Origin of the sequence: Citrobacter sp. Cpo089 (assembly GCF_030332695.1) — a bacterium.
Taxonomy (GTDB): Bacteria; Pseudomonadota; Gammaproteobacteria; order Enterobacterales; family Enterobacteriaceae; genus Citrobacter; species Citrobacter portucalensis.
Map to the genome: position 1 here is coordinate 1 of NZ_JAOWHJ010000047.1, position 14634 is coordinate 14634.

General features: G+C 47.0%; 11 protein-coding genes and 3 pseudogenes. 9 read left to right on the forward strand and 5 right to left on the reverse strand.

Annotated elements, in window-relative coordinates:
• The first annotated feature begins 62 nt into the window (after nt 1-62).
• From OGX92_RS08375 to OGX92_RS08410, 8 genes and pseudogenes are all read left to right on the forward strand, one after another.
• Nucleotides 63-1214, forward strand: coding sequence for an IS30-like element IS30H family transposase (locus tag OGX92_RS08375; protein ID WP_001254955.1), 1152 nt, complete (start codon nt 63-65; stop codon nt 1212-1214).
• 9 nt (nt 1215-1223) lie between these two features.
• Nucleotides 1224-2129 (forward strand): annotated as a pseudogene (locus OGX92_RS08380) (IS3-like element IS911 family transposase); the annotation flags it as partial.
• Nucleotides 2130-2132: 3 nt separating this feature from the next.
• Nucleotides 2133-2531 (forward strand): annotated as a pseudogene (locus OGX92_RS08385) (cupin domain-containing protein); the annotation flags it as partial.
• Nucleotides 2532-2593: 62 nt separating this feature from the next.
• Nucleotides 2594-3055, forward strand: a complete 462-nt coding sequence (locus tag OGX92_RS08390) for a GNAT family N-acetyltransferase (RefSeq protein ID WP_019077728.1) — start codon at nt 2594-2596, stop codon at nt 3053-3055.
• Nucleotides 3056-3323: 268 nt separating this feature from the next.
• A complete protein-coding gene (locus tag OGX92_RS08395) occupies nt 3324-5033 on the forward strand; it encodes a class I SAM-dependent DNA methyltransferase (RefSeq protein ID WP_001515697.1) in 1710 nt (569 codons plus the stop codon).
• Nucleotides 5023-6396 carry a restriction endonuclease subunit S gene (locus tag OGX92_RS08400; RefSeq protein ID WP_019077729.1) on the forward strand — a complete coding sequence of 458 codons (1374 nt, stop codon included), beginning with the start codon at nt 5023-5025 and terminating at the stop codon, nt 6394-6396. Before OGX92_RS08395 ends, OGX92_RS08400 begins: the two co-directional genes overlap by 11 nt.
• Complete coding sequence (locus OGX92_RS08405; RefSeq protein ID WP_286586433.1) at nt 6396-9527, forward strand: type I restriction endonuclease subunit R; 3132 nt, start codon at nt 6396-6398, stop codon at nt 9525-9527. Before OGX92_RS08400 ends, OGX92_RS08405 begins: the two co-directional genes overlap by 1 nt.
• A gap of 34 nt (nt 9528-9561) precedes the next feature.
• The gene (locus OGX92_RS08410) at nt 9562-10056 is read left to right on the forward strand and encodes a helix-turn-helix transcriptional regulator (RefSeq protein ID WP_006809979.1); all 495 of its coding nucleotides are present in this window, start codon (nt 9562-9564) and stop codon (nt 10054-10056) included.
• Between the two features lie 72 nt (nt 10057-10128).
• On the opposite strand, the gene OGX92_RS08415 is transcribed toward OGX92_RS08410, so the two are convergent.
• The 4 genes from OGX92_RS08415 to OGX92_RS08430 all read right to left on the reverse strand — a co-directional run bounded on the left by OGX92_RS08415 (nt 10129) and on the right by OGX92_RS08430 (nt 13726).
• Entirely contained in the window at nt 10129-10755 is a 627-nt protein-coding gene (locus OGX92_RS08415; protein WP_019077731.1) for an inovirus Gp2 family protein, read from the reverse strand.
• A gap of 137 nt (nt 10756-10892) precedes the next feature.
• A complete protein-coding gene (locus tag OGX92_RS08420) occupies nt 10893-12302 on the reverse strand; it encodes a YfjI family protein (RefSeq protein ID WP_019077732.1) in 1410 nt (469 codons plus the stop codon).
• 132 nt (nt 12303-12434) lie between these two features.
• A complete protein-coding gene (locus OGX92_RS08425) occupies nt 12435-12671 on the reverse strand; it encodes a helix-turn-helix transcriptional regulator (protein WP_006812027.1) in 237 nt (78 codons plus the stop codon).
• A 191-nt stretch (nt 12672-12862) separates the two neighbouring features.
• On the reverse strand, nt 12863-13726 hold the full coding sequence (locus tag OGX92_RS08430; protein ID WP_019077733.1) for a hypothetical protein: 864 nt from the start codon (nt 13724-13726) through the stop codon (nt 12863-12865).
• Nucleotides 13727-13864: 138 nt separating this feature from the next.
• On the opposite strand from OGX92_RS08430, the gene OGX92_RS08435 reads away from it, so the two are divergent.
• On the forward strand, nt 13865-14023 hold the full coding sequence (locus tag OGX92_RS08435; RefSeq protein ID WP_006812029.1) for a hypothetical protein: 159 nt from the start codon (nt 13865-13867) through the stop codon (nt 14021-14023).
• On the opposite strand, the pseudogene OGX92_RS23455 reads toward OGX92_RS08435, so the two are convergent.
• A pseudogene (locus OGX92_RS23455) lies at nt 14020-14632 on the reverse strand (Fic/DOC family protein). The gene OGX92_RS08435 and the pseudogene OGX92_RS23455 overlap by 4 nt on opposite strands.
• Nucleotides 14633-14634 lie beyond the last annotated feature (2 nt).

The following is a 14634-nucleotide window of genomic DNA, read 5'->3' on the forward strand; positions in this document are numbered from 1 at the left end:
TGTAGATTCAATTGGTCAACGCAACAGTCATGTGAAAACATGTAGTTGCGGAGGATTGTTGAATGAGACGAACATTTACAGCAAAGGAAAAAACATCTGTTTTTGAACTGTGGAAGAACGGAAAAGGCTTCAGTGAGATAGCTAATATCCTGGGTTCGAAACCAGGGACCATCTTCACGATGTTAAGAGATACTGGCGGCATAAAACCCAATGAGCGCAAGCGAGCTGTTGCTCACCTGACGCTGTCTGAGCGCGAGGAAATACGAGCCGGTCTGTCAGCTAAAATGAGCATTCGAGCCATCGCTACAATGCTGAATCGTAGCCCTTCAACAATCTCACGTGAAGTTCAGCGTAATCGTGGTAGGCGCTATTACAAAGCCGTTGATGCGAATAACCGGGCCAACAGGATGGCTAAAAGACCAAAACCGTGCTTACTGGATCAGAATATGCCGTTGCGAGAGCTTGTTCTGGAAAAGCTTGAGATGAAGTGGTCCCCAGAGCAAATATCAGGATGGTTAAGGCGAACGAAGCCGCGTCAAAAAACACTACGAATATCACCTGAGACAATTTATAAGACGCTTTACTTTCGTAGTCGTGAAGCGCTACACCACCTGAACGTACAGCACCTGCGCCGATCGCACAGCCTCCGTCATGGCAGGCGCCATACTCGCAAAGGTGAAAGAGGCACTATCAACATAGTGAACGGAACGCCAATCCACGAACGTTCCCGGCATATCGATAACAGACGCTCTCTGGGACACTGGGAAGGCGATTTAGTCTCGGGTACAAAAAACTCCCATATAGCCACACTTGTAGACCGAAAATCACGTTATACGATCATCCTGAGACTCAGGGGCAAAGACGCTTTATCAGTGAATCAGGCTCTTACAGATAAATTCCTGAGCTTACCACCTGAACTCCGGCGATCACTGACATGGGACAGAGGAATGGAGCTGGCCAGACATCTGGAATTTACTGGCAGCACAGGAGTTAAAGTTTACTTCTGCGATCCTCAGAGCCCCTGGCAGCGGGGAACAAACGAAAACACTAATGGGCTAATCCGACAGTACTTTCCCAAAAAGACATGCCTTGCCCAATATACTCAATATGAGCTGGATCAGGTTGCAGCTCAGCTAAACAACAGACCGAGAAAGACACTGAAGTTCAAAACACCTAAAGAGATAATTGAAAGGGGTGTTGCGTTGACAGATTGAATCTACAACCGCGCTCTTGATGTCAGACTCCCTGAACAGTTCTCGATAATCGGGAAACTCAGAGCGCATTATCCTGTGGTCACACTCTGCCATGTGTTCGGGGTTCATCGCAGCAGCTACAGATACTGGAAAAACCGTCCTGAAAAACCAGACGGCAGACGGGCTGTATTACGCAGTCAGGTACTTGAGCTACATGGCATCAGCCACGGTTCGGCCGGAGCAAGAAGCATCGCCACAATGGCAACCCGGAGAGGCTACCAGATGGGACGCTGGCTTGCTGGCAGGCTCATGAAAGAGCTGGGGCTGGTCAGCTGTCAGCAGCCGACTCACCGGTATAAACGTGGTGGTCATGAACATGTTGCTATCCCTAACTACCTTGAACGGCAGTTCGCCGTGACCGAGCCAAATCAGGTGTGGTGCGGTGATGTGACCTATATCTGGACGGGTAAGCGCTGGGCGTACCTCGCCGTTGTTCTCGACCTGTTCGCAAGAAAACCAGTGGGCTGGGCCATGTCGTTCTCGCCGGACAGCAGGCTCACCATGAAAGCGCTGGAAATGGCATGGGAAACCCGTGGTAAGCCCGGCGGGGTGATGTTCCACAGCGATCAGGGCAGTCATTATACGAGCAGGCAGTTCCGGCAGTTATTGTGGCGATACCAGATCAGGCAGAGTATGAGCCGGCGCGGAAATTGCTGGGATAACAGCCCAATGGAACGCTTCTTCAGAAGTCTGAAGAACGAATGGATACCGGTGGTGGGTTACGTAAGCTTCAGCGAGGCAGCTCACGCCATAACGGATTATATCGTTGGATATTACAGCGCACTAAGACCGCACGAATATAACGGTGGGTTACCCCCAAACGAATCGGAAAATCGATACTGGAAAAACTCTAACTCGGTGGCCAGTTTTTGTTGACCACTTCACGTCGCGATGGGGGTTTCGGTGGCAGACTTTGTGGATGTCAGTTCGAAACCAACGGTGCATCTCATCGCTGAAGAGGAAATCCCCGAATTATGGCAAGGCGAAAAAGGCGGACGAGCCAGACTGCTTGCAGGATCAGGTGGCCCTGATATGACCGAGATGTGGATGTGGGAAATGCAACCGGGGGAAAAGTTTGCTTCCCCCGGCCACACAGATGGAACGCTTGAATTGTTTTACGTCCAGGAAGGCACACTCACACTGGGTGTACAAGATCACCTGTATCAAGTGAACACCAACTGTTCGGCAACCGCGAGAACAGACGTTGCGCATTGCTATGAAAACCGAGGAGCGAGCCCATTGGTGTTCATCATGACGGTACATGAGAAATCATCCTGAGAGTTACCCAACATACCGTTCGGTCCTGTCTCGTCACATATTCGTTTACAAGGAGTTAATCAGTGGATAACCCGCATCTCAGTTTTACTAAAGACCTGTTTACGGTCACAACCGATCCCGCCTTTTTTGAGCTGGAAGCCATTCATGATTACCTTTCGCAATCGTCCTGGGCTCCTGGTATTGATATAGAAACGGTCAGTGTATCTATCCAGAACAGCCTTTGTTTTGGCCTACTGGATGGCACAAGACAGATCGGTTTCGCCCGTCTGGTGACAGACTTTGCCACTTTTGGTTATTTGTGCGACGTCTACGTGCTGAACGACTATCAGAAAAGTGGCCTCGGTCGTTGGTTGATTGAATGCTGTCACGCCCATCCATTGATGTCACGCCTGCGACGGATAATGCTGGTCACTGACAGCGCCCCTTGGCTATACCAGAAAATGGGGTATCTCCCGTTGAACCGACCAGACTTTGTCTGGCAGATCAACCGACCAGACATGTATCGTAAAACCGAAGGTAAATGAAGACTGTTTGGAGAGTAATATAGACTGTCAATCCGTAGGGCTGAGCATCTGCTGCGGAATAATTTGGCATATTCGCGAGACAACGTTGAGACGTCTGCTTGAGGCCCGGAACTTAATGTCAACTTAGCCATAGCCCATCTTCCACTTCTTTGCGCTATCTCGTTTATGAACCTAGTCATTCCGGGTATCATTTTGCGATTAGCATTCCAAAACCAAATTTAAGATAGGCATGTTTGCACTATCGCTGCGATCGCCCCTGAGGATTTTCATGAACAACGCCGAACAACAGTTCCTGAACGAGCTGGATAACAAATTCTGGAAAGCCGCCGACAAGCTACGCGCCAACATGGATGCCGCCAACTACAAGCACGTGGTGCTGGGGCTTATCTTCCTGAAGTATGTGTCCGATGCCTTCGAGGCGCGTCAGCAGGAGCTAATCACCTTGTTCCGCGATGTCGGCAACCCGGACAACATCTATGCCATGTCGCGCGACGGTTACGACTCTGATGAAGAGTACGCACAGGCGATTGTGGATGAACTGGAGGTGGAAGATTACTACACCGAAAAGAACATCTTCTGGGTGCCGAAAGCCGCGCGCTGGGACACGCTGAAAAACAAAGCCATGTTGCCGACCGGCACCGTGCTGTGGGTGGATGAAACCACCGGCAAGGATGTGACGCTGCGCTCTGTGTCCTGGCTGGTGGATAACGCGCTCGATGAAATCGAAAAAACCAACCCGAAGCTGAAAGGTATTCTGAACCGTATCAGCCAGTATCAATTGGGCAACGAAGTGTTGACCGGGCTGATTAATACTTTCTCTGACGCCAACTTCAGCAACCCGGAATATAACGGCGAGAAGCTCAACTTAAAGAGCAAAGATATTCTCGGTCACGTGTACGAATATTTCCTCGGTCAGTTCGCGCTGGCGGAAGGTAAGCAGGGCGGCCAGTATTACACGCCAAAAAGTATCGTCACCCTGATTGTTGAAATGCTGCAACCGTATAACGGGCGCGTGTATGACCCGGCGATGGGTTCCGGCGGGTTCTTTGTTTCCAGCGACCGTTTTATCGAAGAGCACGCGGGCGAGAAGCAGTACAACGCCGCCGAGCAGAAGCGCAATATCTCTGTTTACGGCCAGGAGTCGAACCCGACCACCTGGAAGCTGGCGGCAATGAATATGGCGATCCGGGGTATCGACTTTAACTTCGGCAGCAAAAACGCCGACACCCTGCTGGACGACCAGCACCCGGATCTGCGAGCTGACTTCGTGATGGCGAACCCGCCGTTCAACATGAAGGAGTGGTGGAACGCCAAGCTGGAAAACGACGTGCGCTGGAAATACGGCACACCGCCGCAGGGCAACGCCAACTTTGCGTGGATGCAGCACATGATCCATCACCTTGCGCCAAAAGGTTCGATGGCGCTGCTGCTGGCGAACGGTTCGATGAGCTCCAACACCAACAACGAAGGCGAAATCCGCCGTAACCTGATCAAAGCCGATTTGGTCGAGTGCATGGTGGCGCTACCGGGCCAGCTCTTTACCAACACCCAAATCCCGGCCTGTATCTGGTTCCTGACCAAAGACAAATCCAGCGGCAACGGCAAAGCGCACCGCAAAGGCGAAGTGCTGTTTATCGACGCCCGCAAGATTGGCTTTATGAAAGACCGCGTGCTGCGTGACTTTACTCGTGAAGATATCGCCAGAATTGCCGACACCTTCCACAAATGGCAGGCAGATAAAGAGTACGAAGACGAAGCCGGATTCTGCTTCTCTGCAACGCTGGAAGATATTCAGAAAAACGACTTTGTGTTGACCCCTGGGCGCTATGTTGGTGCTACCGAGCAAGACGAAGATGATGAACCCTTTGCCGAGAAAATGGCACGATTGACGACGCAACTGAAAGATCAGTTGGAAGAGAGCGCGAACCTAGAAGCACAGATTAAGGCGAATCTGGGGGGGCTGGGTTATGAGTTTTGAGATTCCATTCTCTCATATTGCAGAGATTATTATGGGGCAATCCCCTAAAGGCGAAGAGGTTAATAATGAGGGGATAGGACTCCCCTTATTGAATGGACCTACAGAGTTTACTGACCGTTACCCTGCACCTGTGCAGCATACTGCATATGCAAAAAAAATATCGCTACCAGGAGATATTTTATTTTGTGTTCGTGGTTCAACAACCGGCAGGATGAACTATTCTGATCAAAAATATTGTATAGGTCGAGGTCTTGCTGCAATAAGAGGTCGAAACGGATATCCGACACCTTACGTTAAAGCTGTATTAGAGACTTATCTTCCTAAATTGCTGGCAGCTGCGACAGGATCAACTTTTCCTAATGTTAGCAAAGACCTTATTAATAATATTCCAGTAAGTGTTTTACCTGTTGAGAATGCTTGTAATATTAGTAAGCTCATCGAATTGCAGGAAGAGAAAGTATTCACGAATAATCAGATAAACCAAACCCTCGAACAAATGGCACAAGCCCTGTTCAAAAGCTGGTTTGTTAATTTTGAACCCGTAAAGGCCAAAATGGCAGTGCTGGAAGCGGGCGGTTCGCAGGAAGACGCAACGCTTGCCGCAATGACCGCCATTTCCGGGAAAAATGCGGATGCGCTAGCGGTTTTTGAGCGTGAACATCCTGAGCAGTATGCCGAATTAAAAGCCACGGCAGAGCTGTTTCCGTTGGCGATGCAGGACAGTGAGTTGGGGGAAATTCCGGAAGGGTGGACTCTATCTGAAATTGGAGCGCAAATCGATATTGCTGGTGGGGCAACGCCATCAACTAAAACACCTGATTTTTGGGATAATGGAGATATTCACTGGACTACACCTAAAGATTTATCCAACGTTAAAGACAAAATTTTACTGCATACAGAAAGAAAAATAACAAAAGCAGGATTGGGCAAAATTTCCTCTGGTTTACTACCTGTTAATACCGTGTTGATGTCATCACGTGCACCTGTGGGATACCTGGCAATTGCAAAAGTCCCTGTGGCGATTAATCAGGGATATATTGCCATGAAGTGTAATAAAGAGTTAAGCCCTGAATTCGTGTTACAGTGGTGTTCTGCAAACATGCCAGAAATTATATCTCGCGCAAGTGGTACCACCTTTGCTGAAATTAGTAAGAAAAATTTCAATCCAATTCCTCTTGTGAAGCCGCCACTTGAGCTTGTTAAAAATTATACCAAGCAAGTAAGTGCAATCTACTCGTTGATTGAAAATACTATGCGGGAAAATAATAGCCTAACCGAACTCCGCGACACCCTTCTCCCCAAACTTCTCTCGGGTGAAATTACCCTGCCGGAAGCAGAACAAATAATCAGCGAGGAAGCCTGATGCTAAGCGAAGACGATTTAGAACAGCAATGCCTGCAATGGTTTGCTGAACAGGGCTGGGACGTGCTGCACGGGCCGGATATCGCACCGGATGGCGATAACCCGCTGCGTGCCTCATTTCATGATGTGTTTCTGCGCCCGGTAATGCTGGAGCAGCTGCAAACCATCAATCCCCATCTCCCTGTTTCCGTGCTGGAGGAGGTGATACTGCGTATCGCCCATGCGCACAGCCCGGATCTGGTCGTCAGCAATAAAGTCTTTCATCACCTGCTGCTCAATGGCGTACCCGTTGAATATAAGCATGAAGACAAGGTAATTCACGATAACGCGCTGTTAATGGATTTCAACCATCCAGACAACAACCGCTTTATGGTGGTGAACCAGGTCGCCATTCAGGGAATAAAGCAGGTTCGTCGTCCGGATATCACTGGCTATATCAACGGTCTGCCGGTGGCGGTGATTGAGCTGAAAAGCCCCATTGATGCTAACGCCGATATCTGGGCGGCGTTTAACCAGTTACAGACCTATAAAAACGAATTGAGCGATCTGTTTATCTGTAACGAAGCGCTGGTGGTGAGCGATGGGCAGAATGCGCGCATTGGCTCTCTCACGGCGGATGAAGAGCGCTTCCTGCCGTGGAAAACGGTGGCGAACGAAAATGACAAACCGCAGTTTGACTGGCAGCTTAAAACCGTCGTGCAGGGCTTTTTTAACCGTGAATTATTGCTCGATTATATCCGCTATTTTGTCCTGTTTGAGAATGACGGCAAACGGCTGATTAAGAAGATTGCCGCCTATCACCAGTTCCATGCAGTGCGTGAAGCGGTGACGGCGACGATTGTGGCCTCGACCGGTAAACACCTGCCGTTGCACAGTAATATTCAGCCCGGTAGTAAAAAAGCGGGGGTCGTCTGGCATACCCAGGGTTCCGGCAAAAGTATCTCTATGTGCTGCTATGCCGGGAAACTGCTGCAACAGGCGGAGATGAACAACCCGACCATTGTGGTGGTGACGGATCGCAACGATCTCGACGGCCAGTTATACGCCACCTTCTGCCAGGCACAGGATTTGCTGAAGCAGACGCCACTACAGGCCAACGATCGAGATGAATTGCGCGAGTTGCTTAATGCCCGTGAATCCGGCGGCATCATCTTTACCACCGTGCAGAAGTTTGCGCCGCTGGACGGTGAGCAGAGCCATCCGGCACTCAATCAGCGCAGCAACATCGTGGTGATTTCGGATGAAGCGCACCGTAGCCAGTATGGCCTGAGCGCCACGCTGGACAGACAAACGGGTGTCTATAAATACGGCTACGCAAAACATATGCGCGACGCGCTGCCGAATGCGTCGTTTATGGGCTTTACCGGCACGCCGATTGCCTCGGAAGATAAAGATACCCGTGCCGTGTTCGGTGATTATGTCTCTGTCTACGACATTCAGGATGCGGTCGATGACGGCGCAACGGTGCCGATCTACTACGAATCCCGGCTGGCAAAACTCGACCTGAACCATGAAGAGCTGGAAACGCTATCCGATCAGGTCGATGAACTGGTAGAAGACGAAGAGACGGGTCAGCAGGAGAAAACCAAAGGCGACTGGAGCCGTCTGGAAAAGCTGGTCGGTTCAGAGCCGCGTATCAAACAGGTAGCGGCCGATCTGGTTCAACATTTTGAAACGCGCAATGCTGCTATGAACGGCAAAGCGATGATTGTCGCCATGAGCCGCGAGATCTGCGTGAAACTGTACGATGCCATCGTGGCGATCCGCCCGGAATGGCACAGTGAAGACGTTGAACAAGGGGCGATCAAAGTCATCATGACCGGATCGGCGTCAGATAAAGACCATCTGCAATCGCATATCTACAACAAACAGACCAAAAAACGCCTGGAAGCCCGCTTTAAAGATCTGAACGACCCGCTGAAACTGGTGATTGTGCGGGATATGTGGCTGACCGGGTTTGATGCCCCGTGCTGCCACACCATGTATATCGACAAACCGATGCGCGGCCATAACCTGATGCAGGCGATTGCCCGCGTTAACCGTGTGTTCCGGGATAAACCCGGCGGACTGGTGGTGGATTATATCGGCATTGCCAACGAGCTGAAGCAGGCACTGAAAACCTATACCGATTCAAAAGGCAAAGGACAAACGACGGTTGATGCCCGGGAAGCCTTTGCGATTCTGCTGGAAAAAATGGATGTCATTCATGGGATGTTTGCCCGTTCGGCGGGTAAGCCGGGATTTGATTACACGGGCTTCTCCCGCGATCCGCTGGCCTTCTTGCGTGATGCCGTGAACTACATTCTGGGACTGGATGACGGTAAAAAACGTTACCTCGATGTCTCGCTGGCGATGAGCAAAGCCTGGTCACTATGTAACACGCTGGATGAGGCCGAACCTTTGCAGGAAGAGTTCGCGTTTCTTTCGGCGATCCGGGTGGGGCTTATCAAACTCGATCCGAAGGCCAAATTTAGCCAGTCAGAAAAAAATTCGCTGCTGAGTAAAATTCTTGATAATGCGGTCGTCGCGACCGGCGTTGAAGATGTGTTTGCTTTGGCTGGATTGGATAAGCCGAACATAGGTTTGCTGTCGGATGAGTTCCTGGAGGAAGTGCGGGAAATGCCGCAGCGTAATCTGGCTGTAGAATTGCTGGAAAAACTGCTCAATGACGGGATTCATGCACGTTCCGGTAATAACGTAGTGCAGCAGAAGAAATATTCTGACCGCCTGAAAGCCGTACTGCTCAAATACAATAACCGGGCGATTGAAACCGCGCAGGTGATTGAAGAGCTGATCCAGATGGCGAAAGCGTTCCAGGAGGCGATGGCGCGTGATGATGCGTTAGGGCTGACCCCGGATGAAATCGCCTTCTATGATGCGCTGGCTGAAAATGAAAGTGCAGTGCGTGAACTGGGCGATGATACGCTGAGAAAGCTGGCCATCGAAGTGACATTGAAATTGCGGCAGTCCACCACCGTGGACTGGCAGGTGCGTGAAAGCGTGCGTGCCCGATTGCGTATTCTGGTGCGCCAGACGCTGCGTAAGTATAAGTATCCGCCGGACAAAACGCCGGGCGCCGTGGAACTGATTTTGAAGCAGGCAGAAGTGGTGTCGAACAGCTGGACAGTCTAAAACGTTCATCGATTATCTTGACGGAGGTGGTTCAATGTCGGTTACTGTAACAGTTGAAAAAGTAGGGGCGGCATTTGCATTGATCAAATGCCACCATAGGCCTGAAGCAGAATATGAATTTACTGGTGAGTTTCTCGGGCTTTCACACGAGCTGAAGTTTGCAGGGAAGAATTTACGAGAACTGAGAGAAACTGGCTGTTCTATTTATGGAATTTATCAGGATGAATACGGCATGACCTTACTTCCTGATCATCCCGGCATTAAACTGGCCGAAATACTAGCGGTATCAAATATAGGACTGAATAAATTTTCGGTTTACATGGGATGTCGCGAGCAAGAGATAGTTGAATTGTTGAACGGTTCAGTTTCACTGACGAAAGCTATGGCACTCCGGTTATCGCATGTAGTCGGTGGAAGTTGGTCGAAGTGGATGTTAATTCAAGAGCAGTTTGAATTACAGTTGGCACAACGAGAGATTAAAGAATTAATGATTTTGACTAATATCGGGGATGAGGTCGTTGGATTATAGTAAAACAACCATCTTTAACTGATGGGTTTGGCCTTTCCATCCATAAGAAAGGCCATCGTTGTAAAAAATAAATTACCCGCGACTGCAGCCGAAATTACGGTCCCCATCACCGACTATTTTAGTTCTTACTTTGGTCATGTAATCCACCCTGTTCATCAAATCGCTATAAGTCTGCTCAAAGTTGTCCCTTTTACGATTGAGAAGGTATTTGCCATTTGGCGGGTAATTAACTAACTTCCCCGAGCTATCTATAGGGATGCCAAGTGCACTGTACCAAGCTGTCGTTATCATTGTACGTAACGTGTTACGGTTTAAGTCGTAATCACCTAAATGATAATAAGCATCCTGATTGAAACACAGTATCAAATGGTAATGCCGCTTTCCATTTTTGGTATATTCTCTGACCCATGCGTAACGTAAAGTGGAATGTCGACTATCAGGCCAGTCTTTCCGTTGAGTTTTAATATGCTTATCGTGTTTAAGCTTTGCTTTTAACGCACTGGTAAAGCGAGATATAGCACCAGAGTCAACCCTGGGTTGAAAGAATGGGTTATCCATATTTTCTGTATCAATTGGGTCATGCAGATCAACACGTAGAATCATTGAGTTAAGATGTTCGTTTAGGGAGTCATCAATAACCTGTTTGATTCTATCCCGATATAGGGATACATGTGAACCAAACTCACTGTCGTATGTCATATAGTATCCTACCAAGTAATATTGAGGTATTGATTGGACTACAAATATATTACCTATCAAGATAACAAACCCTTACTGGTAATAGTCTCAGTTTGTATTTTTACTCTTGAATTAAATATCTGTTCAACCGTAGAATGTCAGAATATTGAGCCTGCTATGGCTATAAATACTGTCTTACCTTTCTTTTCTGTGAGTATTCTATTTTGAGAATATAGCGTATTAAGCACCTCATTTGCTTTGCTACGATTCCTGAATTTATTAGGGCCGTATTGGAGCACTGTATTTTTAGTAATCCAAGATGCCTTGAGTCGAATACAATAATTATTTATCCACCAATAAAGTTCATCCGCCTCCGAGATTGCCAGCGTGAATTCCTGGGGTTTAGAAAACAAGCGTACGTACTCGCCAACATACCAGGTACTTATCTCTACTGCGGCCTCAACTGTTAAAAGGGAGATATCACCCTCATCACCATTAAAATGGTGCAATAGTGCGGCTATTCTTGCCATATTTTCTGCCATTTTTGATGCGTAATCTTTAAAGTTTGACAGTCTTCCAAGAATCCCCATTTCATACTCGACATTATTAGAAAATGCGATCCAGCGTTTTTCTGCTTCTACAGTGAATCGGAGGCAAAGACGATCATTTTCATTATTTCTAGCAATACTTTCGTTAACGATCTTCATAAGTCTTTGATGAAATATTGGTAGATATTCGGTTGAAACAACCGGGCTAGTAATTTGTCTATTGCCTTGTGTTGAACCAGGCTGGCAGATTAGGCATCGTGCGAAGAAACCTATTCCCTTTGCCATATCACCTTTCCGTTTAATATAACCCTTAAAAATATTAGGCTGGACCATCAGTGACAGTGTCATTCTGGCATCTCTGATTAATTTTTCAGGCTCACTTTTCCTTTCTACAGGAAACATTGCCCCATCCCACATCTTATTGATGAAAGGCAGTTCGTTCAGCGTGTAACCATTAAAAATAGTGCCAGCCTCATCAGACATAATGCCTACAGATCGCCAGTAGCCACAGAGGTAATCTTTAATGGCCGCGGGTGTGGCATCGTTAAATATCTGCTTGAATCTCACCGGTGATTTAGGATGCGATGCCAGCAGCACTTTAAGTTTTTCATTTGTTGCCAAATGATCTTTGTTACGTCTAATTTCTGACTTGAGTTTTGACATCAGAGATTTTTTTTCAATATTAAAAATCGCTTCATCATTTCGCCAGACGGTAAGATCATGGGTGTACTTTTCAAATAAATTTTCCTCCAGTTGATATAATGGCTCCATCAGCAATTTATCAACCGTACTTTTCCGTTCACCGGATTCTGCCAGTGTCAGTAAGAAAAGTGATACTGGGCCTCGCAGATTGTTCAGCCGGCAAACATCAATCCGGTTTTGACAGGCAAGAGAAATAACTCCCAGAGCAGAAGCTGCGATCAAAGCTTGCGGGGCTTGCGTATGCTGTTCCACTTCATAAATGGCATTTCTGATAATCTGAGGAAATGCATCTACAGGGAAAGGACTACCGTTAAACATATAACACCTCTAATACAATTCACGTTAAAAAGTTCCGCGCAAGTTGCTATTCCGCTATTAATTGCAGAAATAGCAGGATGAACACGGATACTCAGAAAAAAAACAAAAATAAATGCACAAAATCTCTGGATGCTAACGTTCGTTAATCCAGCAAAGTAGATCGCTTAACAGCCAGCCACAGGACTTCAACCCAATAGACTTACGCAACGGAAACTGACCGACTTGCTCCAGTTTCCAGGCCGTTGAACGAGATACCGATGTGATGTACTGACGCTCCTTTTCACGTACTAGGCGGTCATGGGGTTCGCCATAGTTACGCAGGACCTGTAAACGTTCTTGTGGTGTTGGATAGTTGAATGTTGTTTTCATGTTGCCTCCTTCGTTTCAGTGAAAGCAGCATGTCTCAGTTTACGAGGATGTGAAAGGAACAGACACCTTATTAAGGCCTTAATAAGGTATCGAGGACAACAGGAAAAGAACACTCTCATCCTTTTAACACAGCATGTAGGATGATGAGTTCGGACAAAGTGGACTGAGCTATATCAATTCAATACATTAAGTTACTTTGGAATGTTTTTTAACCAACGGCGAATAGTCTCAGGTTTGAATTCATATTCTCCACCATATTTATTTTTATTCAGACTGGTTAAAACACCTGCCATTGTTGTGAAGTTAACACTACCATCATTTTCCAAACAATACTCATTTAGCAAAATATATAAAGCCAAATGCTCTACCTTAGAATAACGATTTTCACTTTCTTTCTTTTCAATTTTCGATGAACCAGTCAATGCAAACTCTAAATTTTCAATGTCATCAACATTCATACATAGCTCACGTTTATTAACTTCAATTGCTTCTTTAAATATCAAAAAGTCCCCTTCATCATGTCCTATGACTTTCAATAAAGCTGAAACATCGTCATCCGACAACAAAGGATTTGAATTAGATATTTTATAATCACCCTTTATGAACCGTGTAGTTGGTCCAGGCTTAATCCGCCAATATCCATATGCGTAACCATCGTAATAAAACTGATCATCGCCGATGGGAATATAGAAAATACCCGCCCCTTTTTTCATTCGAAACTGTCTTATCTTAGTTAGAGGGGATTTATCTTTTTGATATAAATCAACTTCGTTAATAATTTCAACCTTGCGGTCTTCAATAAAATATTTATGCTGTTCGATATTATCTAGTGAACTATTAGGCGAGCCAATCTCGGTGGGAATATCGTTTAACACCTCCTTTAAGTGAGACTCATCGTCTTTACGAATAGAACATGATAATTGACACGGATTTCCTTCAAGATGTATATAGAGAGGGATGTTATTATCACACCAAAGCTCTATTATATTTTCTAACTTAATACTATATTTTATACAGATAGTTTCAACAGTAAGAAATTGAGATTTGTTTTCCATTATATTTTTCCTCCTCAGAATAAAATTCTCACCGATTTTACGCTTTTGATTGTGCTTTAAAATACTAACCAATGAGATCTATTGTCCAATTCATCCAGTACAACTATAATCCAATTGAATACATCAAGGAACCGCTCCATGCGCAAACAATCAATATCACCGCAAGTTACAAAAGCCCAGATTTACCGTTCCGTTGCCAGCTCAACAGCTATCGAAACGGGCGTTTCTGTACAAAAGATTGAGCAGCAACTAAAAAAAAATCAGGCACAGGCGAAAGCCGTTGGCCTCGCCCGCTAGTCTGGCAAGATATCGCTTACCAGCTGCATCATAGGGTTATAGTTCCCTGAGCCCCCGCCTGTATTGCCTTGAAGTAAAATGCCTTGTGCTCATCCCACAGGCTGTAATCCAGTAAGCCCTTCCCTGCCAGAACCGACAGCACATCGCAAAGTAGCCGCGACAGACGCCCGTTACCTTCTCTGAATGGATGGATCAAAATAAACTCAACGTGGCATTCAGCCAGATAACTAACCAGCTCCGGGCGAGCCAGGGATTTCAGTTCACCAGTTCGGGAGAGAAACTACCTCTCGAAACCATCAAGAAGCAGAGGAATCCTGTCGGCAGCGGCAAACTGGAAGCCGTCTTTTGTCAGGTTGGCATTACGCAACCTCCCCGCCAGTCGTACACATTCCCCAGCCATTGACGATGCCATCTACTGATATGCTCAAAAACCAGCGCCTCAGGCGGCTGGCTCTCAATAAATAGCTGCTCATACAGCATCAGCAGCAAGCCAGACTCCAGCGTATCCATTTCCTGTTCATCAATGATTCCCAGCTTATTAGCCAGCACTAAATCTCCAGAGTCCGGCTGATACCGCTCTTCTGCTGAATTAAGCTCATATTTTGCCAAGC

What these genes read in the sequence shown, in the direction of transcription:
- OGX92_RS08435 (WP_006812029.1), top strand. Translation starts at nt 13,865, where the DNA reads ATGCGCAAACAATCAATATCACCGCAAGTTACAAAAGCCCAGATTTAC.
- OGX92_RS08430 (WP_019077733.1), bottom strand. Translation starts at nt 13,726, where the DNA reads ATGGAAAACAAATCTCAATTTCTTACTGTTGAAACTATCTGTATAAAA.
- OGX92_RS08410 (WP_006809979.1), top strand. Translation starts at nt 9,562, where the DNA reads ATGTCGGTTACTGTAACAGTTGAAAAAGTAGGGGCGGCATTTGCATTG.
- OGX92_RS08425 (WP_006812027.1), bottom strand. Translation starts at nt 12,671, where the DNA reads ATGAAAACAACATTCAACTATCCAACACCACAAGAACGTTTACAGGTC.
- OGX92_RS08405 (WP_286586433.1), top strand. Translation starts at nt 6,396, where the DNA reads ATGCTAAGCGAAGACGATTTAGAACAGCAATGCCTGCAATGGTTTGCT.
- OGX92_RS08395 (WP_001515697.1), top strand. Translation starts at nt 3,324, where the DNA reads ATGAACAACGCCGAACAACAGTTCCTGAACGAGCTGGATAACAAATTC.
- OGX92_RS08415 (WP_019077731.1), bottom strand. Translation starts at nt 10,755, where the DNA reads ATGACATACGACAGTGAGTTTGGTTCACATGTATCCCTATATCGGGAT.
- OGX92_RS08420 (WP_019077732.1), bottom strand. Translation starts at nt 12,302, where the DNA reads ATGTTTAACGGTAGTCCTTTCCCTGTAGATGCATTTCCTCAGATTATC.
- OGX92_RS08375 (WP_001254955.1), top strand. Translation starts at nt 63, where the DNA reads ATGAGACGAACATTTACAGCAAAGGAAAAAACATCTGTTTTTGAACTG.
- OGX92_RS08400 (WP_019077729.1), top strand. Translation starts at nt 5,023, where the DNA reads ATGAGTTTTGAGATTCCATTCTCTCATATTGCAGAGATTATTATGGGG.